This window comes from Enterobacter sp. BIDMC 29 (genome assembly GCF_019378755.1).
GTDB lineage: Bacteria > Pseudomonadota > Gammaproteobacteria > Enterobacterales > Enterobacteriaceae > Enterobacter > Enterobacter ludwigii.
On the sequence record NZ_CP080000.1, the window covers coordinates 361,474 to 380,626 of the forward strand.

Sequence of the window (19,153 nt, forward strand, 5' to 3'; positions counted from 1 at the left end):
CCTGCGGAGCAATAACGGTGACCCGATGAGGACTTTCACCGGTTTTTTCCTTTTTTGCGTACAAATAGTATTTTGGTTTTTCGTTTGCGGCCTGGTATGGGCAGCCTTTTTTCCACTGGACAACATTCAACGTCTGGCAAACGTGTTTAGTATTTACGGCATAGAGGGTGTGCATGATTTTGCTTCGATTCTTGCTCTGTCCGTCTCGGCCATTGGTGCCACTGGGATAACAGTCATTTGCATGAGGTTTTTGTTCAGTAAGAAGTAACACCCAGCCTTATCTGCGCTGCACCTGGGGCAAGGATTGAAAAGACTGCAGTCTGGCGTATTGTTCAACGCCGTGATGATGACTTGTGTGAAGCGGCGGGAAAAGGCGGAAGCAGTGTGATCTGCGTGTTGCCGTCACGCAGCCAAAACAGCGTGAAGGCATCATCTTGCGAAAACCCCGCCAGCGGGCGGGTTAGCGCCAGCGTCAGGGTGTTCTCGTCGAGCGCCGTGACGCGGGCACAATCAAAGCCCATCATCGCGTTAACCTGTGAAAACAGCGCCTTAAACAGGCTCTCTTTGGCGCTAAACGTCAGCGTCAGCGCCTGCGCAAATGGCAGGCCGGTGTGGCGCAGCAGCGTGTCCTCTGCGGGGCCAATAATCCCGTCTTTGATCTCCACCGCTTCGTCATCAGCGAGGATAATTTCCCCGTCGATACCCGTTAGCCCGTGCGGCGTTACAACGGCCAGCGCACGACTGGCCGTATGGCTGATGCTGCCCGTCATGCCGACAGGCCACAGCGGCTCGCCGCTGCTGCCGATAGCCGGTATGGCCGTAAAGCCATATTCCTGCAGGGCGTAGGCGGCGGCGAGGCGTCCGGCCAGGTGTTCAGCTTTACGTTTGGAGGCAGCGTGAGCAAGCGCGTTATGGTGAGGAAGCCAGAGGAGGTCTGCGTCGGTAAAGGTGGTGGGATCGAAGGTAATTTGGTGGACCGTGGTTCCGGCAAGACGAAATGTGGAGTGGGTGGTACGCATGTTTTCTCGTCCTGACGTTGAGGAATAGTGCGGCCTGATGCCTTCACCCCGATCCTCTCCTGCCGGGAGAGGGAGACATTCAGCCCCTCTCCCGGCAGGAGAGGGGAGACACAGCCCGCCTTAGAAGTGCGTGTTCACGCTCATAAACCAGGTTCGGCCCGGCTCATTATAGGTGTATGCACCCGCGCCGTACATATACGCACCGGTTGTGGCGTTGCCGGTGGTCTGGGCATTACCCGCGCGCCACTGGCGTTTATCAAAGACGTTATCCACGCCGCCGGTCAGGCTGACGTTTTTGGTCACGTCCCAGGTCGCACTCAGGCCAACGATGCTGTACGGGCTGACTTCGTCTTTCTCAGACCCGGTCACCGGCTGGCCTTTGTAGTTGTACTTCTTCGGCTGCTGCTTGCCGTACCAGGTGAAGGTCGACTGCAGCGACACATCCTGATGTACCTGCCAGCTCAGGGTTGAGTTCAGCGTGTACTCCGGGATGATCGACAGACGGTCGCCGGTCTCCTTGTTCTTACTTTGCAGCATATAGGTGATGTTGTTGGTCCAGTTGATCGTGTCGCTGACCGGCACGTTCAGGGAGCCTTCCAGACCTTCAACCACCGCTTTAGGCACGTTTTCCCACTGGTAAATATCGGTGGTCACTTTACTGGTGGAGGTCTGGCCGACTGGCGCATACCCCGCTTCAATCTTGTTGCGGTAGTCGTTACGGAACCAGGTCACGCCCGCCAGCCAGCCGTCGTGTTTCCACTCCAGACCAATCTCTTTGTTGATGCTGGTTTCGGCTTTCAGGTCGTCATTACCCATCATGTAACAACCCACGCCGTCGGAGCTTGCGTAGCAGCCCTGGCCTTTGCTGTACAACAGATAGTTCGGGTTGGTCTGGTACAGGCTCGGCGCTTTATAGGCGCGGGCGATACCCATCTTCAGCGTAAAGTCGTCACCCAGGCCTTGCGACAGGTTCAGGGACGGGCTCCAGTTGTTACCGACGATCGTATGGTGATCGAAGCGCAGCGCCGGGGTCAGCATGGTGCTGTCCGTCAGCTCCATGTTGTTTTCAGCGAACAGGGAGAAGATCTCCGCCGAGGTATACGGGCTACGATCGTTGCTGAGCCCCGGAATGGTCCCGCCCTGCTGGGTTTGCGAGAAGGAGGTCGAGTCCTTCATGCGCTGCTGGTTCCACTCGGTGCCCAGCGTCAGGTTCTGGTTGACGAGAAAATCAATCGGCAGGTTGATTTCGCTGTGCAGCATCACATCAGCCAGGTCGGTGTCGGTGAATTTATTGCTGTTGAATAATCCTTCCGTACCGCCTGCCAGGCCTTCGCCGAGACGCGAATTGCGGGTGTGCTCGTACTGCGCCCAGTTGCTGGTGGTGATGCCATTATCCCAGCCGCCGTTCCAGGTCACCGCAAAGTTCTGGCGATAGATACGGTTAGTCTCTTTACCGTAGTTTTTCTTCACCAGACCGCTGGAGCTGTTGTCGTTGTTGGTGTTCTGGGTATCACCCGCGTAGAGGTTGTTCTGGCGGCTGTAGCCCGCTTCAAACTCCAGGGACTGCATGGGCGCGAAGTCCCAGCGGACCACGCCGTTAATGTCTTTGTTCTCGACCCCTTCACGGCCTGCAGGCAGGGTGTCAGCATAAGTACCGGTACGATCGGACTGGTGGCCCTGGTTGATGTCCCACGCATCGGCCTGGGTTTTGTCCAGGTTACCAAACATGCGGAAGCTGAAGTCGCCGCCCAGCGGGCCGCTCAGGCTGAAGTTGGTGCGCTTAGTGGAACCCTCATCCTTATGTTCTGGAGCATTCAGATAGGTGTTCCAGGAGCCATGCCACTGGTTGTCGAATTTTTTGGTGATGATGTTCACCACGCCGCCTGCCGCACCGTTACCGTAGCGAGCTGCGGCCGGGCCACGAATGACCTCAATGCGTTCAATCATCTCTGGGGGTACCCAGCCGGTGTCACCGCGGGTATCTCGCTCGCCGCGCCAGCCCAGACGGATGGAGTTACGGCTGGTGACCGGCTTGCCGTCAATCAGGATCAGGGTGTTTTCCGGACCCATACCACGAATATCAATCTGACGGTTATTGCCGCGCTGTCCGCTGGTGGAGTTCCCGGTCAGGTTAACGCCAGGCATGGTGCGAATGATTTCGGCCACGTCACGTGCGGGCGGGTTTTTACGGATTTCATCGGCGGTGATGGTCGATACCCCTGGTGCCTGCAGGTTCTGCTCTGCGGCGGTGATCACCATGGTGTCTTCGTGCTGCGCGTCGGCGGTGTTGTCGTCTGCCAGCGCTGGCATCGCAACGCCGTAAATCCCTAAGTTGACCAGCAAGGCCAGGGAGTGAATCTTCTTATTCATTGTACGTCCTGCTTTTCGCGCCGCATCCCCGGGCTCCATTCCCGAAAGGGAGAGGAGGCGGCATGGTGTCACCCGCAGTTTGCGTAAGCAGCCCCGTCCTCGAGCGCACACAACGCGTGGCATGGTTGTTTTATGAGCGCGCTTCCCACAGCGCGGCCACTACGCTATTGCAAATGCAAATAGTTATCAATAATATTATCAATAAAATTTATCCTGAAACAAAAAAGACTGATAAACATGAGGTTATACGGGTGACGGGGTTAAAAACGGGAAGTGAAGCCTGGTGGCAGTCGAAAAATGGACCCGAATGGACCCGCGAGAAGGGGCACTATCGCGTCACTCTCTGGTGGCGTGATCCGGCAGGAACGCAAAAAACCTCGCCGCTAAAACGCGTCTGGCTCTACATCACCGGCGTGACCGATCACCATCAAAATGCCCGTCCGCAATCCCTTGAGCGCATTCCTGATACTGACGTCTGGCAGTGGCAGGGCGCGTTCACCCCGCAATGGCGTGGCAGCTACTGTTTTATCCCCTCAGTGAACGAAGATGATTTTGCCGACGCGGTCTTCCACGGCGAGCAACCCGATCGTTTGGCGCTGCGTGAAGGCTGGCGAAAGTTGCTCCCCGCGGCGATGGCCGACCCTTTAAATCCGCAAAGCTGGCGCGGCGGGCGAGGGCATCCCGTCTCGGCGCTCGAAATGCCCGAGGCCCCGGTTCAGCCCGGCTGGAACACGCCCGCAACGCCCGGCAACGCGCCCGTCTGCTTTGAATGGGAAAGCGTGCGTCTGAATAACCGCCGCCGGGTGTGGGTTTTCACCACCGGTGAAGACAGCCCGGAGCGGCCGCTTGCCGTACTGCTCGACGGCCAGTTCTGGGCCGAAAGCATGCCCGTGTGGTCTCCGCTGACCGCGCTGACAAACGCGGGCAAACTGCCGCCTGCCGTCTACGTCTTAATCGATGTGATCGACATGGCGCACCGCAATCACGAGTTGCCCTGCAACCCGGATTTCTGGCGGGCGGTGCAGGAGGAACTTCTCCCGCGGGTGAACAGCCGCACTCCGTTCAGCGACCGCGCCGACCGAACGGTAGTCGCGGGTCAAAGCTTTGGCGGCCTCTCTTCACTTTATGCCGGGCTTAACTGGCCCGAGCGCTTTGGCTGCGTATTAAGCCAGTCCGGCTCCTACTGGTGGCCGCACCGTGGCGGTCAGCAGGACGGGTTGCTCATCGAACAACTTAAAGCGGGCGACCTCACCGCGCGCGGGCTGCGTATCGTTCTTGAGGCCGGGCGCAATGAGCCGCTCATCTTCCGCGCGAATCAGGCGATCTACGCCGAACTGCACCCGCAGCAACCGGTTATCTGGCGTCAGGTTGACGGCGGACACGACGCGCTTTGCTGGCGCGGTGGGCTGACGCAGGGGCTGATGACCCTCTGGCAGCCGCTTATTCACTAACGGAGTCTGTATGGAATTCAGCAACCCTTTCGATAATCCGCAGGGGCAGTTTGCGATTTTGCGTAACGACCAGGGACAGTACAGTCTGTGGCCGCAGCAGTGCCAGCTGCCGGCGGGCTGGCGCGTGGTCTGTGAAGCACAATCTCAGGAAGCCTGTCAGCAGTGGCTCGCCGACCACTGGCAAACCCTGCAACCGTCGTATTTTGCGGGAGAGAAAGCATGAACCGTCTTCCTCTTGTCGCCGCCCAGCCGGGTATCTGGATGGCGGAGCAGCTTTCCTCCCTGCCAAACGCCTGGAGCGTGGCGCACTACACCGAGCTGAAGGGCAATATTGACGCACCGCTGCTGGCAAAAGCCATTGTTGAAGGGATGCGGCAGGCCGACACCCTGCGCATGCGTTTTGTGCAAGAGAATGGCGAGGTGTGGCAGTGGGTGGATGACGCTATGTCACTGCCTGAACCGTCCGTGGTTCGCGCCGAATCCCATGACGCGGCGATGGCCCTGATGGCGGCGGATTTAAACCAGAACCTGCGCGTGGACAGCGGTCAGCCGCTGGCGTTCCATCAGCTGATTCAGGTAGGCGAAGGGCACTGGTACTGGTATCAGCGATATCATCATCTGGTGGTGGATGGCTTCAGTTTTCCGGCGATTACCCGCCAGATCGTCGCCATTTATCGCGCATGGCAAAACGGCGAGCCCACGCCCGTGTCGCCGTTTACCCCTTTCGCCGAGGTGGTGGGGGAGTACCAGCGCTATCGCGATAGCGAAGCGTATCAGCGCGACGGGGCGTTCTGGGCGGAGCAGCGTAAGCAGCTTCCTTCCCCGGTCTCGCTGTCGTCGGCACCGCTGCCGGGCCGTGCGGCGACCACCGATATTCTGCGTCTGAAGGTGACGGCTGACCGCCGCGCCTTTACCCGGCTTGCTCAGGCGGCGGGGCCGGTTCAGCGTACCGATCTGGCGCTTGCGCTGGTGGCACTGTGGATCGGGCGTCTGACCGGACGGCTGGACTACGCCGCCGGGTTTATCTTTATGCGCCGAATGGGGTCGGCGGCCTTAACGGCAACCGGCCCGGTGCTGAACGTGCTGCCGCTGGCGGTGAACATTGCCCCGCACGAAAGCCTGCCTGCGCTGGCGCATCGTCTGGCAAATCAGCTGAAAAAAATGCGTCGCCATCAGCGTTATGACGCCGAGCAGATCGTGCGCGACAGCGGACGTGCCGCGGGCGATGACGCGCTGTTTGGCCCGGTACTGAACGTCAAGGTGTTTGATTATCAGCTGGATATGGATGGCGTGGACGCCATCACCCATACGCTGGCCACTGGCCCGGTCAATGACCTTGAACTGGCGCTGTTCCCGGACGAGCAGGGCGGACTGAGTATTGAAATCCTTGCCAATAAGCAGCGCTACGATGAAGCGACGCTAACGCGCCACGTTGCACGCCTGAACGCCATGCTGATGCAGTTTGCTGCCAACCCGGATTTGCGCTGCGGCGAAGCAGAAACCGTTTCAGAGCAGGAATACCAGCAGCTGGCGCGTATCAATGATACCGGGCTGGCGCTACCGTCAACCACGCTGGCTCAGCTGGTGGCAGACCAGGCGGGCAAAACGCCGGATGCCCCCGCGCTTGCTGATGCGCACATCGAACTGAATTACCGCCAGATGCGCGAGCAGGTGGTGGCTCTTGCGACATTACTGCGGGAACGCGGCGTTAAGCCTGGCGACAGCGTGGCGGTAGCCCTGCCGCGCTCGGTGTTTCTTACCCTGGCGCTGCACGGCATCGTGGAGGCGGGCGCCGCGTGGTTGCCGCTGGATACCGGTTACCCGGACGATCGTCTGCGCATGATGCTGGAGGACGCGAAACCGTCCCTGCTGATCGCCTCTGACGATCAGCTTTCGCGCTTTAGCGATCTGCCGGTCCCTGTATTTAGTTACAACACACTATTACCCCCAGCGGGCAGTGAACCGCTGCGGCTGGCAAAGCCGGCGCACACGGCGTACATCATCTTTACCTCAGGCTCAACGGGGCGGCCAAAAGGCGTGATGGTAGGGCATACCGCCATCGTTAATCGCCTGATGTGGATGCAGGATCACTATCCGCTGGACGCGCATGACGTGGTGGCGCAGAAGACGCCGTGCAGTTTTGACGTCTCGGTCTGGGAGTTCTGGTGGCCCTTTATCGCCGGCGCGAAGCTGGTGATGGCCGAGCCGGACGCGCACCGCGATCCGCAGGCGATGCAGAACTTCTTCGCGCATTATGGCGTGACCACGACACACTTTGTGCCGTCGATGCTGGCGGCATTCGTTGCCTCGCTGACGCCGGAAAATGCCGACTGCTGTCAGACCCTGAAGCAGGTGTTCTGCAGCGGGGAAGCGCTGCCGACAGAACTGTGTCGGGAGTGGGAGCACCTTACTCATGTCCCGTTGCATAACCTTTATGGTCCAACAGAAGCGGCGGTGGACGTGAGCTGGTATCCGGCGTCGGGTCCGGAACTGGCTGCGGTGGCGGGCAACAGCGTGCCGATTGGCTTCCCGGTGTGGAATACCGGGCTGCGCATTCTGGATGCGATGATGCGTCCGGTGCCGTTCGGCGTGGCCGGTGACCTCTATCTTACCGGGACCCAGCTTGCGCAGGGGTATCTCGGTCGGCCGGACCTGACCGCCAGCCGCTTCATTGCCGATCCCTTTGCACCTGGCGAGCGGATGTACCGCACCGGTGACGTGGCGCGCTGGCTGGATAACGGCGCGGTGGAATATCTGGGCCGCAGTGACGATCAGCTCAAAATTCGTGGTCAGCGTATCGAGCTCGGCGAAATCGATCGTGCGATGCTTTTGCTGCCTGACGTGGCGCAGGCCGTAGCGCACGCGTGCGTCTTTAATCAGGCGGCGGCAACCGGGGGCGATGCCCGACAGCTGGTAGGGTATGTCGTCTCCGGGTCCGGCTTGCCGCTGGACCGCGATGCGCTGCTGCACTCGCTTAAAGCTCAATTGCCGCCCCATATGGTGCCGGTGGTGCTGCTGCAAATCAGCGCGCTGCCGCTCTCTGCCAACGGAAAGCTTGACCGCAAGGCGCTTCCGTTGCCGGAATTGACCCGCAAGACGTCCGGGCGGGCGCCAGAAACAGACGCTGAAGTGGCCGTCGCGCAGGCATTTTCTGCCCTGCTCGGTTGTGAGGTGAACGACATCGATGCCGATTTCTTCGCCCTCGGTGGTCATTCCCTGCTGGCGATGCGCCTGGCCGCGCAGCTCAGCCGTACGTTTGCCCGCAGGGTCACGCCGGGGCAGATTATGGTGGCCTCGACGGTCAGCATGCTCAGCGCGCTGCTGGATTCATCGATGAATGACGAACAGGCACAGCGTCTGGGCTACGAGACCCTTCTGCCGCTGCGTGAAAGCAACGGTCCGACGCTGTTCTGCTTCCATCCGGCATCCGGCTTTGCCTGGCAGTTTAGCGTGCTGGCGCGCTATCTCAGCCCGCGCTGGTCAATCACCGGCATTCAGTCGCCGCGTCCGGAAGGGCCGATGCAGCAGTGCGCTACGCTGGACGAGGTGATCGAACATCATCTGCAGACTCTGCGCGGGCAACAGCCGCAGGGGCCGTATTATCTGTTCGGCTACTCGCTTGGCGGCACGCTGGCGCAGGGCATTGCGGCCCGTCTGCGCGAGCAGGGTGACGCGGTGGCGTTTCTCGGCTTGCTGGATACCTGGCCGCCGGAAACCCAGAACTGGGCAGAGAAAGAGGCCAATGGTCTCGATCCGGACGTACTGGCAGAAATTGAACGCGAGCGGCAGGCGTTTATCGCCGCGCAGCAAGGGCAAGGCTCTGGCGAGCTCTTTAACGCCATCGAAGGGAATTACGCCGATGCCGTCCGCCTCCTGACAACGGCGCACAGTTCACGGTTCGACGGTAAAGCGACGTTGTTTGTTGCCGGGCGCACGCAAACGCTGGATCCGCAGCAGGCCTGGGCGCCGTGGGTGGGGGAACTGGAGGTTTACAGCCAGGATTGTGCCCACGTGGATATCATTTCACCGCAGGCGTTTGAGACGATAGGACCGGTGCTGAAGGCGATATTGGGGTAGCGGTTTCCCCTACTCTCACCCTCTTTTCCTGGAGAGGGTGAGGGCATCAGAGTGCACGCTTGCCCAACGGCACCACCAGCGGTGTACCGGCCACGGGATCGTCGATAATCATGCAGCGCATGCCGTAGATCTGCGCGATCAGATCCGGCGTCACAATCTCTTTTGGCGCACCCTGCGCCACAATTTCGCCGTCGCGCAACGCAATCAAATGTGTGGCATAGCGGCATGCCTGATTTAAATCGTGCAGCACGGCCGCCAGCGTATAGCCCTGCGTGCGGTTCAGCTCGCTCAACAACTCCAGCAGATCGATCTGATGGCTGATATCCAGCCACGTGGTAGGCTCGTCCAGCAGCATGATGGCGGTTTCCTGCGCCAGCACCATCGCAATCCACGCCCGCTGGCGCTGTCCGCCGGAGAGCGTATCCACGCTTTGCCGGGCCAGGTCGGTAATGCCCGTCGCCTGCATTGCTCGCTTCACCGCCTCATCATCCTCTTTACGCCAGCGAGTAAACAGCGGCTGATGCGGATAGCGCCCGCGCGAGACCAGTTCTTGCACCGTGATATCCCCGGGCGTGGTGGCGTTTTGCGCCAGCAGGCCGATACGGCGCGCCACCTCTTTGCTGGCAAAGCGCTGGATCTGCTCGCCGTCGAGATACACGCAGCCCTCAACCGGCGTCATCAGGCGGCTGAGGGTTCGCAGCAGGGTCGATTTACCGCAGCCGTTCGGGCCGATAATCGCCGTAAAATGGCCGTCCGGGATAGCCACCGTCAGGTCACGGGCAATGATTTTTTTGCCATAGCCGAGGGTTAAGTATTCGCCGCGCAAGCGGGTTGTGCTGTTTGTCATTTCTTGCGTGACTCCTGAACTAACAAGACGATGAGGTAAATCCCGCCGAGGCTGACGGTCACGACGCCTACCGGAAGTTGATAAGGCATAAATAACCGCTGGGCGCAGAGGTCGGCGGCCAGCAGTAACGCTGCGCCACACAGCGCCGCCTGGGTTAATCCCCAGCGCGCCGTGCCGCTGATGCGCCGGGCAATGTGCGGTGCAACCAGCGCGATAAACGAGATCGGCCCGGCGATGGCGGTGGCGGCAGCGGTCAGTAACACTGCCACCAGCATCAGCATCAGGCGCGAGCGCTCAACGCCCACACCCAGCGCGCAGGCGCTGTCATCACCCATCTCCAGCAGGCGCATCCGGCGTACCAGCAACACCGCGCCAATAAACATCACCAGGATCAGCGGGGCAGCGGGCCAGGTTTTGCCCCACGTCAGGCCATTGAGTGAACCGGCATACCACAGACCGGCAGAGAGCGCGGTGTCGAGCGAAGCCTGCAGCAATAGCCAGGTGTTGAAAGCCATCAACATGGCGCGAATGCCGATACCGATAATGATCAGGCGGAAGGTGTCGATACCGTTGCGCCAGGCCAGCGCCCAGATAATGAGCGCGGTGACTATCCCGCCGGTCATCGCGGTGAACGTGATGGCCGTCAGGTGCTGACCAAACAGCACCATCGCCACCAGCACGCCGCTCCAGGCGCCGGTGTTCAGCCCCATTACGTCCGGGCTGCCAAGCGGGTTGCGCATCAACGACTGAAAAATGGCACCGCTGACGCCGAGCGCCGCGCCCACCAGAATCGCCATCGCCACGCGCGGCAGTCGCCACTCGGTGACCACCAGGGTGACATTGCGCGGCGCACTGCCAAGCAGCGCGTTAAAAATCTGCGCGAAATCGAGCGTGACCGCGCCGCTGCGCAGGCTCCAGACCGCCAGCATCAGAATGACGACGGCCAGCAACGACACGCTGGTGACTAAACGTCGGGACGGGGCCATCATGCGCCACCTCCGCGTTTACGTCGCACGAGGAAGATCAGCACCGGTGCACCGATAAACGCGCTTACCACCGAGACGCGCAGTTCACCAGGCACCAGCAGGCGACCCACAACATCCGCGAACAGCAGCAGGGCAGGGGTAGCAAGCAGCGTGACCGGCAGCGACCAGCGGTGATCGGCACCCACCAGCCAGCGTGCCATGTGGGGCATCATCAGGCCGATAAAAGCAATGGGGCCGACTACCGCAGTTGCGCTGCCGCACAGTACGGTGATCGCGACAAGACCCGTTAGCTGCGTGCGCGCCACGCGGTTGCCGAGCGCGGTTGCGGTGTCGCTCCCGAGGCTCAGGCTGTTGAGCGCCCGGCTTAAACATAGCGCGACGGCGGCGGCGATGACGACCGGGATCACCACCACTTTTAAGGTTGCCAGGGTGCGGATATCCAGCGAACCGGCCTGCCAGAAGCGCAGCTGGTCGTAAACATCCGGGTTAAGCAGGGCGATGCCGTTGGATAACCCTTCCAGCACGGCGGCGAGCGCCACGCCCGCCAGCGTCAGGCGTACCGGACTCAGCTGTCCGCCACCCTGGCTACCGGTAAACGCCACCACCAGCGACGCCGCCAGCGCGCCGCAGAAGGCCATCACCAGTTGTTCAGACGGAGAGGTAAAACCGAAGAGCGCCGCGCCAAGCACAATCGCAAAGCTGGCACCGCTGTTTACCCCAAGAATACCGGGGTCGGCCAGCGGGTTACGGGTGAGCGTTTGCATTAAGGCACCGGCAAGACCCAGCGCACCCCCGGCCAGCAGTCCGGCAAGGGTACGGGGAAGGCGGGCATCGAGCACGATGGTGCAGTCGGCGCTCTGACAGCTGCCAGTGAGCGCATCGACAATAACGGACGCGGGCAGCGGCTTCGCGCCGACCAGCAAACTGAGTGCAATCGCAAGGATTAACAGTAGCAATAACACGGGCACGGCAACGGCGCGCACCGCGGAAGAGGAAAACGACATAGCAACATCCATGATTTGATAATGATAGTGATTATCGTTATCTATCTTATTTGGCTATGTTAGCATGTGCGCCAATGGAATTGGTAGAAATACACTCAAGGCCTTGTCATGAATCAAAAATCCTGGCTGCTCAACCTCAGCCTGCTGAAGACGCACCCCGCATACCGCGCTGTCTTTATCGCCCGTTTTATCTCCATCCTCTCCCTCGGCCTGCTTGGGGTTGCCGTGCCGGTGCAGATCCAGTCCATGACCCACTCCAGCTGGCTGGTGGGGCTTTCGGTCACCTTAACCGGTGGGGCGATGTTTATCGGCCTGATGGTGGGCGGCGTGCTGGCGGACCGGTACGAGCGTAAAAAACTGATCCTGCTGGCACGCGGCACCTGCGGCGTAGGCTTTATCGGGCTGTGTCTGAACGCCATGCTGCCGGAGCCGTCACTGATTGCCATTTACGCCCTCGGTCTGTGGGACGGTTTTTTTGCGTCACTCGGCGTCACGGCGCTGCTGGCAGCCACGCCCGCGCTGGTCGGGCGCGAAAACCTGATGCAGGCGGGGGCAATCACCATGCTGACCGTGCGCCTTGGGTCGGTAATTTCACCGATGGTCGGTGGCCTGCTGCTGGCGACCGGCAACGTGGCGTGGAACTACGGGCTGGCGGCGGCGGGCACCTTTATCACTACGCTCACGCTCCTGCGTTTGCCGCGTCTGCCGCCTCCGCCACAGCCGCGCGAACATCCGCTGACATCACTGATGGCCGCTATCCGTTTTCTGTTCAGCAATCCGTTGATAGGTGGCATTGCGCTGCTCGGCGGTCTGCTGACGATGGCCAGCGCCGTACGCGTGCTTTACCCGGCGCTGGCGGGCGTGTGGCAGATGAGCGCGTCGGAAATCGGCGTGCTGTACGCGGCTATTCCGCTCGGCGCGGCATGCGGCGCGCTGACCAGCGGTAACCTGGCGCAGAGTGCGCGTCCCGGGCTGATCATGCTGCTGGCTACCCTGGCGTCGTTTATTGCGATTGGTTTCTTCAGCCTGATGCCGGTATGGGCGCTGGGCGTAATGTGCCTGGTGATTTTTGGCTGGCTAAGCGCCATCAGTTCATTGCTGCAGTACACCCTGATCCAGACCCAGACGCCGGAAGGGATGCTGGGGCGTATCAACGGTCTGTGGACCGCGCAGAACGTGACGGGCGATGCCATTGGCGCGGCTATCCTCGGCGGGCTGGGGGCGATAATGACCCCGGTGGCTTCAGCGAGCAGCAGCGGCTTTGTCCTGGCTATGCTGGGAGTGATATTGCTGGTGGTCCTGGTTGAGCTGCGTCGGTTCAGGCAGGAGGTTGTGTTGAACGACAGTGCGGCCTGACGCGTTCACACCGGCCCTCTCACCAAGAGGGCCGGGTTAGCCTCTTACCTGAACAGTGCGTCTAAACGCTGCAGTACCCGCATTGCACTGTAATAATCCAGGCGGAACGTCTCTGTTCCCAGTGCCCAGACGCGCTTGTTCTGCACGGCAGGAAGGTGCGCCAGCAGCGGATTGGCGTAAATCGCATCCACATCTTTCTGATCACCGGCAAACAGGAACAGCCCTTCGCCGTTCAGCCCGGTTGCCAGATTTTCCCCGCCTAACTGAATAATATCGTGACGCTGACCCTGGCTTTTGGAGGTGTGCAATCCGGCAGGCAGTTCAGCCAGCGTAAAGCCCAACTGCTGTAATAACTGGCCCTGAGCGGATTCCGTCGTCCACAGGTTTGCCGAGTGTGCGGCGGCGGTGTAGACGATGGCGTTCACCGGCTGCGGCGGTAATGTCATCTGCTGTTTCACCTGGGCAAGCTGCTTATCAAACGCGGCGATGCGCTCGGCGGCCTGTTTTTCCTGACCCGTGATTGTGCCGAGCTGTTTTAGCAGCGCCTGCCAGCTTTTGTCGTCGTAGTTAATAACAAGCGTCGGCGCGATAGCTGAAAGCTGGTCATACAACGCCAGCGCCGAATCCCCGCCGGTGGCACTGATCAAAATCAGGTCCGGCATCTGGGCGGCCACCGCTTCGGCGCTCGGCTCGCCAATGTACAGACGCGCAAGCTGACGCTGTTTCGCAATATCGCCCCACTGGCGCAGGAATCCCTGCGCATCCGCCACGCGATTGTTGGGCGTGGTGGCGCCGCTGGCAATGACCGGCGCGTCAATCGCCAGCAGGGAGCCGGTCAGGGTCACGCTGGTGGAGACGATGCGCGTCGGTTTGTGCTCAAGCGTATGCACGCCGCGGCTGTCTGTCACCTGACGCGGCCAGTCGGCGGCAAGCGCTGAGGTAAGTCCTAAAACAAAAAGTCCGATGAAAAGCAGGGGATTACGGCAGACGGCAAGACATTTCACAACGTGGCATCCTGTTTCTGTTGAAGTTAATGCTTCTCATTTTCATGTCTGCGACGACGGGATGCAAGCGTTACCCGAAGAAGATGTTTGCTCTGCGGTTGACAGCGACGCGATGTGAGATTAGGTTAGCGAGCGTAAATATAAATGATAATCATTATTACTGCCTTTATCATTTTAGGAGGATGAAATGGATACGTCCCTGGCTGAGGAAGTTCAGCACACCGCCAGCACGCTGCAATCAGACAGCTTTTTCTTTATGTCGCCTTACCGCAGTTTTACCACGTCCGGCTGTTTTTCCCGCTTCTCTGAATCCGCCGTCGGGGGTGACGATCCGGCAGGACAGTTTCAGCAGAAATTAGCCCAGGCTTTCCGCAACGCAAAAGCCAGCGGCATTGCCCATCCTGTGATGGTGGGTGCCATTCCGTTTGATACCCGCAAGCCGTCGTCGCTGTTTATTCCGCAACGCTGGCAGACCTTTTCTCGCCCGGCGCGTCAGCAGTCCGCCCGCTATGTTGCTGGCTCACAGGCGCTGAAGGTGGAAAAACGCACCGAGATCCCACCGCAGCCGGTATTTGAAGAGATGGTCGCCCGCGCGGCTGCCCTCACCGCCACGCCGCAGGTGAACAAAGTGGTGCTGTCGCGCCTGATTGATATCGTTACCGACAAACCGATTGATAGCGGTGCGCTCATGGAGCGGCTGATCGCCCAGAACCCGGCCAGCTACAACTTCCACGTACCGCTGGAAGACGGTGGCGTGCTGCTCGGCGCAAGCCCGGAACTGCTGCTGCGTAAAGAAGGGGCGCATTTTAGCTCTCTGCCGCTGGCAGGCTCCGCGCGTCGTCAGCCGGATGACGTGCTGGATCGCGAGGCGGGCAACAAGCTGCTGGCGTCCGAAAAAGATCGTCACGAGCATGACCTGGTGACCCAGGCGATGAAAGCCATTCTCAAACCGCGCAGCCATCACCTCAGCATGCCGTCCTCCCCACAGTTGATCACCACCCCCACGCTCTGGCATCTGGCCACGCCGGTGGAAGGTGAGGCGCGTGAAAACGAAAACGCGCTGACGCTGGCCTGCCTACTGCACCCGACGCCAGCCCTGAGCGGTTTCCCGCATCAGGCTGCTAAGGCGTTGATCGCCGGGCTGGAGCCGTTCGATCGCGAGCTGTTCGGCGGCATCGTCGGCTGGTGTGACAGTGAAGGCAATGGCGAATGGGTGGTCACCATCCGCTGCGCACGTCTGCAGCAGAATACCGTTCGCCTGTTTGCCGGCGCGGGCATTGTCCCGGCCTCTTCACCCGTGGGCGAGTGGCGTGAAACCGGCGTAAAACTCTCCACCATGCTCAATGTTTTTGGTTTGCACTAAGGAACACTCATGACCCTTCCCTTTACCCGTTGGCCCGAGGATTTTGCCCGGCGCTACCGTGAAAAAGGCTACTGGCAGGATCTGCCGCTGACCCACATCCTGACGGATCAGGCGAATAACGATGCGGTGGCGATCGTCGACGGTGACCGTCGCATAACGTACCGCGAGTTTAACCAGGCCGTGAATAACCTGGCATCGCGGCTGCAGGCGTTGGGGCTCCATCGCGGTGAAACGGCGCTGGTGCAGCTTGGCAACGTGTGCGAGTTTTACATGACCTTTTTCGCCCTGCTGCAGGTGGGCGTGGCGCCGGTCAATGCGCTCTTTAGCCATCAGCGCTCGGAGCTGAACGCCTACGCCGCGCAGATCAAACCTGCACTGCTGATAGCCGATCGCGAGCACGCCCTGTTTGCGGGGGATGACTTCCTCAATACTTTTGTCGATGAGCACCGTTCGGTGCGCGTCGTGCTGCTGCGCGGCGACAAGGGTGAACATGCGCTGGACGCGGCGATTGCGCATCCGGCAGAAAATTTCATTCCGAACCCGACCCCTGCCGACGAAGTGGCGTTCTTCCAGCTCTCGGGCGGGAGTACCGGCACGCCGAAGCTGATCCCGCGTACGCATAACGACTATGACTACAGCATCCGTCGCAGCAATGCGATCTGCGGGATTACCGCGGACACGCGTTATCTGAATGCGCTGCCAGCGGCCCATAACTACGCCATGAGCTCGCCCGGCTCGTTAGGCGTCTTTACGGCGGGGGGCTGCGTGGTGCTGGCAAACGATCCGAGCGCCACAATCTGCTTCCCGCTGATAGAAAAACATCAGATCACGGTTACCTCGCTGGTGCCCCCGGCGGTCAGCCTGTGGCTGCAGGCGATTGCCGACGGTGCAGGGAATGCCCCGCTCTCATCGCTGACGCTGCTGCAGGTCGGTGGGGCGCGCCTGTCCGCGACGCTCGCGGCGCGTATTCCGGCAGAAATTGGCTGCCAGCTGCAGCAGGTGTTTGGTATGGCGGAAGGGCTGGTGAACTACACCGCGCTCGATGATACGCCGGAACGCATTATCAATACGCAGGGGCGCCCGATGTGCCCGGATGACGAAGTGTGGGTGGCGGACGAGCACGGTAATCCGCTCCCGCGCGGTGAAGTCGGGCGCCTGATGACCCGCGGGCCGTATACCTTCCGCGGCTATTTCAACAGTCCGGAGCACAACGCCAGCGCCTTTGATGCGGACGGCTTTTACTGCTCCGGGGATCTGATCGCCATTGACGAACAGGGCTACATCACCGTTCAGGGACGGGAGAAAGATCAGATCAACCGTGGCGGCGAAAAGATTGCCGCAGAAGAGATTGAAAACCTGCTGCTGCGCCACGACGCGGTGATCCACGCGGCCCTGGTGAGCATGGAGGACAGCCTGCTGGGTGAAAAGAGCTGCGCGTATCTGGTGGTGAAAGAGCCACTGCGTGCGGTGGAGGTGCGCCGCTTCCTGCGTGAGCAGGGCGTTGCAGAATTTAAACTGCCGGACCGCGTGGAGAGCGTTGATGCGCTTCCGTTAACGCCCGTCGGCAAAGTCGATAAGAAACAGTTGCGCCTGTGGCTAGCTGAACGCGCCCGGGGCTAAGGAACAGAGTATGGCCATTCCACAATTAACCGCTTATGCGCTGCCGACGGCCGCAGACCTGCCAGATAACAAAGTGAACTGGGCGTTTGAGCCAGAACGTGCCGCGCTGTTGATCCATGATATGCAGGAGTATTTCCTGAACTTCTGGGGCGAAAACAGCCCGATGATGGCCCAGGTGGTCGCGAATATCGCCAGACTTCGCGATTACTGCAAGCAACACAATATTCCGGTTTACTACACCGCTCAGCCGAAAGCGCAGAGCGATGAAGACCGCGCCTTGCTGAACGATATGTGGGGACCGGGGCTGACCCGCTCACCAGAGCAGCAGCGCATTGTGTCTCAGCTGACGCCGGATGAAGCCGATACGGTACTGGTGAAGTGGCGCTACAGCGCGTTCCACCGCTCGCCGCTGGAGTTGATGCTGAAAGAGACGGGGCGCAACCAGCTGCTGATCACCGGGGTTTACGCCCATATTGGCTGCATGACGACCGCTACAGACGCTTTTATGCGGGATATCAAACCGTTCTTTATCGCCGATGCGCTGGCCGATTTTACCCGCGATGAGCACCTGATGTCCCTGAACTACGTCGCAGGGCGCGCCGGCCGGGTGGTCATGACGGACGACCTGCTGCCGTCCATTCCGGCCACGAAAGCGGCGCTGCGTGACATCATCCTGCCGCTGCTGGATGAATCAGATGAGCCGATGGATGACGAAAACCTGATCGACTACGGTCTGGACTCGGTGCGCATGATGGCGCTGGCCGCCCGCTGGCGCAAAGTGCACGGCGATATCGACTTTGTGATGCTGGCGAAAAATCCCACCCTCGACGCCTGGTGGGCGCTGCTTTCCCGCGAGGTGAAGTGATGGCGGGGTTCGATTTTACCGGCAAAACCGTCTGGGTAACGGGCGCGGGTAAGGGCATCGGTTACGCGACGGCGCGGGCGTTTGTTGAAGCGGGCGCGCAGGTCACCGGATTCGACCTGGCCTTCCCGCAGGAAGCGTATCCCTTTGCCACCGAAACGCTGGACATCGCGGATGCCGCACAGGTCCGCGAGGTGTGCGGGCGCGCGCTGGCAAGGCTTGAGCGTCTGGACGTGCTGGTGAACGCGGCGGGAATACTGCGTATGGGCGCGACCGACCAGATTGCGCAGGAGGACTGGCAGCAAACCTTCGCGGTTAATGTCGGCGGGGCATTTAACCTGTTCCAGCAGACGATGGGCCAGTTCCGTCGCCAGCAAAGCGGGGCGATTGTCACCGTGGCGTCTGACGCGGCCCACACGCCGCGTATCGGAATGAGCGCCTACGGTGCGTCGAAAGCGGCGCTAAAAAGCCTGGCGCTGACCGTCGGGCTTGAGCTGGCGGGCAGTGGCGTGCGCTGTAATCTGGTGTCGCCCGGGTCAACGGATACCGATATGCAGCGCACCCTGTGGAAAAGCGACGACGCTGAGCAGCAGCGTATTCGCGGCTTTGGTGAGCAGTTCAAGCTCGGTATTCCGCTGGGCAAAATCGCCCGTCCGCAGGAGATTGCCAGCACGGTGCTGTTCCTCGCCTCCGATGCTGCCAGCCATATCACGTTGCAGGATATCGTGGTGGACGGCGGCTCCACGCTGGGGGCGTAGATGATCTGGAAACGTCACTTATCGCGTGAAGAAATGAACGCCACCAGTCTGAACTCCATGGTGGCGCATCTGGGCATCGTCTATACCTGCATCGGTGACGATACGCTTGAGGCCGAAATGCCCGTGGATGCGCGTACCCATCAGCCGTTCGGTCTGTTGCACGGCGGGGCGTCGGCGGCGCTGGCGGAAACGCTGGGGTCGATGGCCGGGTTTCTGATGACCCGCGACGGACAAAGCGTGGTGGGAACGGAGCTGAACGCAACGCACCATCGCGCGGTATCGCATGGGAAGGTGCGCGGAGTGTGTCAGCCCTTGCATCTTGGGCGAACCAGCCAGAGCTGGGAGATTGTGGTGTTCGACGAGCAGGGACGGCGGTGCTGTACCTGCCGGTTGAGTACCCAAATTTTGGGCTAGCGTTGCACGGTCAACATCCCTC

General features: G+C 60.6%; 16 protein-coding genes. 10 read left to right on the forward strand and 6 right to left on the reverse strand.

Annotated elements, in window-relative coordinates; genetic code table 11:
• The coding region (locus JTA15_RS01600; protein WP_219372793.1) for a hypothetical protein at positions 1-268 on the forward strand (268 nt) is incomplete at its 5' end.
• Between the two features lie 64 nt (positions 269-332).
• Here JTA15_RS01600 and entD read toward each other — a convergent pair.
• Both entD and JTA15_RS01610 read right to left on the reverse strand, forming a co-directional pair.
• Entirely contained in the window at positions 333-1,019 is a 687-nt protein-coding gene (entD, locus tag JTA15_RS01605) for an enterobactin synthase subunit EntD (RefSeq protein ID WP_063156284.1), read from the reverse strand.
• A 120-nt stretch (positions 1,020-1,139) separates the two neighbouring features.
• The gene (locus JTA15_RS01610) at positions 1,140-3,389 is read right to left on the reverse strand and encodes a TonB-dependent siderophore receptor (RefSeq protein ID WP_047357082.1); all 2,250 of its coding nucleotides are present in this window, start codon (positions 3,387-3,389) and stop codon (positions 1,140-1,142) included.
• Between the two features lie 251 nt (positions 3,390-3,640).
• Between JTA15_RS01610 and fes the strand changes: the two genes are divergently transcribed.
• Genes fes through entF form a run of 3 tightly spaced genes read left to right on the forward strand, consistent with a single transcriptional unit; the run spans position 3,641 to position 8,917 of the window.
• Positions 3,641-4,840: an enterochelin esterase gene (fes, locus tag JTA15_RS01615; RefSeq protein WP_219372795.1), complete on the forward strand. Its 1,200-nt coding sequence runs from the start codon at positions 3,641-3,643 to the stop codon at positions 4,838-4,840.
• Between the two features lie 10 nt (positions 4,841-4,850).
• The gene (locus tag JTA15_RS01620) at positions 4,851-5,063 is read left to right on the forward strand and encodes an MbtH family NRPS accessory protein (RefSeq protein WP_014169063.1); all 213 of its coding nucleotides are present in this window, start codon (positions 4,851-4,853) and stop codon (positions 5,061-5,063) included.
• The gene (gene entF / locus JTA15_RS01625) at positions 5,060-8,917 is read left to right on the forward strand and encodes an enterobactin non-ribosomal peptide synthetase EntF (protein WP_219372796.1); all 3,858 of its coding nucleotides are present in this window, start codon (positions 5,060-5,062) and stop codon (positions 8,915-8,917) included. Before JTA15_RS01620 ends, entF begins: the two co-directional genes overlap by 4 nt.
• Before the next feature lie 46 nt (positions 8,918-8,963).
• On the opposite strand, the gene fepC is transcribed toward entF, so the two are convergent.
• From fepC to fepD, 3 genes are read right to left on the reverse strand one after another with little or no spacing between them, the layout of a single operon-like run.
• Entirely contained in the window at positions 8,964-9,764 is an 801-nt protein-coding gene (gene fepC, locus JTA15_RS01630) for an iron-enterobactin ABC transporter ATP-binding protein (protein WP_219372797.1), read from the reverse strand.
• On the reverse strand, positions 9,761-10,750 hold the full coding sequence (fepG, locus tag JTA15_RS01635) for an iron-enterobactin ABC transporter permease (RefSeq protein WP_106504357.1): 990 nt from the start codon (positions 10,748-10,750) through the stop codon (positions 9,761-9,763). Before fepG ends, fepC begins: the two co-directional genes overlap by 4 nt.
• Positions 10,750-11,754, reverse strand: a complete 1,005-nt coding sequence (gene fepD / locus JTA15_RS01640; RefSeq protein WP_032677660.1) for a Fe(3+)-siderophore ABC transporter permease — start codon at positions 11,752-11,754, stop codon at positions 10,750-10,752. The genes fepG and fepD overlap by 1 nt, the downstream gene beginning before the upstream one ends.
• A gap of 108 nt (positions 11,755-11,862) precedes the next feature.
• Here fepD and entS point away from each other — a divergent pair, with 108 nt between their 5' ends.
• Positions 11,863-13,110, forward strand: coding sequence for an enterobactin transporter EntS (entS, locus tag JTA15_RS01645; protein ID WP_014169068.1), 1,248 nt, complete (start codon positions 11,863-11,865; stop codon positions 13,108-13,110).
• Positions 13,111-13,154: 44 nt separating this feature from the next.
• Here entS and fepB read toward each other — a convergent pair whose 3' ends face one another.
• On the reverse strand, positions 13,155-14,114 hold the full coding sequence (gene fepB / locus JTA15_RS01650; RefSeq protein ID WP_032677662.1) for a Fe2+-enterobactin ABC transporter substrate-binding protein: 960 nt from the start codon (positions 14,112-14,114) through the stop codon (positions 13,155-13,157).
• A gap of 187 nt (positions 14,115-14,301) precedes the next feature.
• On the opposite strand from fepB, the gene entC reads away from it, so the two are divergent.
• Genes entC through entH form a run of 5 tightly spaced genes read left to right on the forward strand, consistent with a single transcriptional unit; the run spans position 14,302 to position 19,131 of the window.
• Complete coding sequence (entC, locus tag JTA15_RS01655; RefSeq protein ID WP_014169070.1) at positions 14,302-15,477, forward strand: isochorismate synthase EntC; 1,176 nt, start codon at positions 14,302-14,304, stop codon at positions 15,475-15,477.
• Between the two features lie 9 nt (positions 15,478-15,486).
• Entirely contained in the window at positions 15,487-17,097 is a 1,611-nt protein-coding gene (entE, locus tag JTA15_RS01660; protein ID WP_032677663.1) for a (2,3-dihydroxybenzoyl)adenylate synthase EntE, read from the forward strand.
• Positions 17,098-17,107: 10 nt separating this feature from the next.
• A complete protein-coding gene (locus tag JTA15_RS01665; protein ID WP_014169072.1) occupies positions 17,108-17,962 on the forward strand; it encodes an isochorismatase in 855 nt (284 codons plus the stop codon).
• Positions 17,962-18,717 carry a 2,3-dihydro-2,3-dihydroxybenzoate dehydrogenase EntA gene (gene entA / locus JTA15_RS01670; protein WP_020885024.1) on the forward strand — a complete coding sequence of 252 codons (756 nt, stop codon included), beginning with the start codon at positions 17,962-17,964 and terminating at the stop codon, positions 18,715-18,717. Before JTA15_RS01665 ends, entA begins: the two co-directional genes overlap by 1 nt.
• Entirely contained in the window at positions 18,718-19,131 is a 414-nt protein-coding gene (gene entH / locus JTA15_RS01675) for a proofreading thioesterase EntH (RefSeq protein ID WP_219372798.1), read from the forward strand. It begins immediately after the preceding gene.
• The last annotated feature ends 22 nt before the right edge of the window (positions 19,132-19,153 follow it).

Coding starts and splice junctions, on each gene's coding strand:
- entD (WP_063156284.1), bottom strand. CDS start 1,019: ATGCGTACCACCCACTCCACATTTCGTCTTGCCGGAACCACGGTCCAC.
- JTA15_RS01610 (WP_047357082.1), bottom strand. CDS start 3,389: ATGAATAAGAAGATTCACTCCCTGGCCTTGCTGGTCAACTTAGGGATT.
- JTA15_RS01620 (WP_014169063.1), top strand. CDS start 4,851: ATGGAATTCAGCAACCCTTTCGATAATCCGCAGGGGCAGTTTGCGATT.
- entF (WP_219372796.1), top strand. CDS start 5,060: ATGAACCGTCTTCCTCTTGTCGCCGCCCAGCCGGGTATCTGGATGGCG.
- fepC (WP_219372797.1), bottom strand. CDS start 9,764: ATGACAAACAGCACAACCCGCTTGCGCGGCGAATACTTAACCCTCGGC.
- fepG (WP_106504357.1), bottom strand. CDS start 10,750: ATGGCCCCGTCCCGACGTTTAGTCACCAGCGTGTCGTTGCTGGCCGTC.
- fepD (WP_032677660.1), bottom strand. CDS start 11,754: ATGTCGTTTTCCTCTTCCGCGGTGCGCGCCGTTGCCGTGCCCGTGTTA.
- entS (WP_014169068.1), top strand. CDS start 11,863: ATGAATCAAAAATCCTGGCTGCTCAACCTCAGCCTGCTGAAGACGCAC.
- entC (WP_014169070.1), top strand. CDS start 14,302: ATGGATACGTCCCTGGCTGAGGAAGTTCAGCACACCGCCAGCACGCTG.
- entE (WP_032677663.1), top strand. CDS start 15,487: ATGACCCTTCCCTTTACCCGTTGGCCCGAGGATTTTGCCCGGCGCTAC.
- JTA15_RS01665 (WP_014169072.1), top strand. CDS start 17,108: ATGGCCATTCCACAATTAACCGCTTATGCGCTGCCGACGGCCGCAGAC.
- entA (WP_020885024.1), top strand. CDS start 17,962: ATGGCGGGGTTCGATTTTACCGGCAAAACCGTCTGGGTAACGGGCGCG.
- entH (WP_219372798.1), top strand. CDS start 18,718: ATGATCTGGAAACGTCACTTATCGCGTGAAGAAATGAACGCCACCAGT.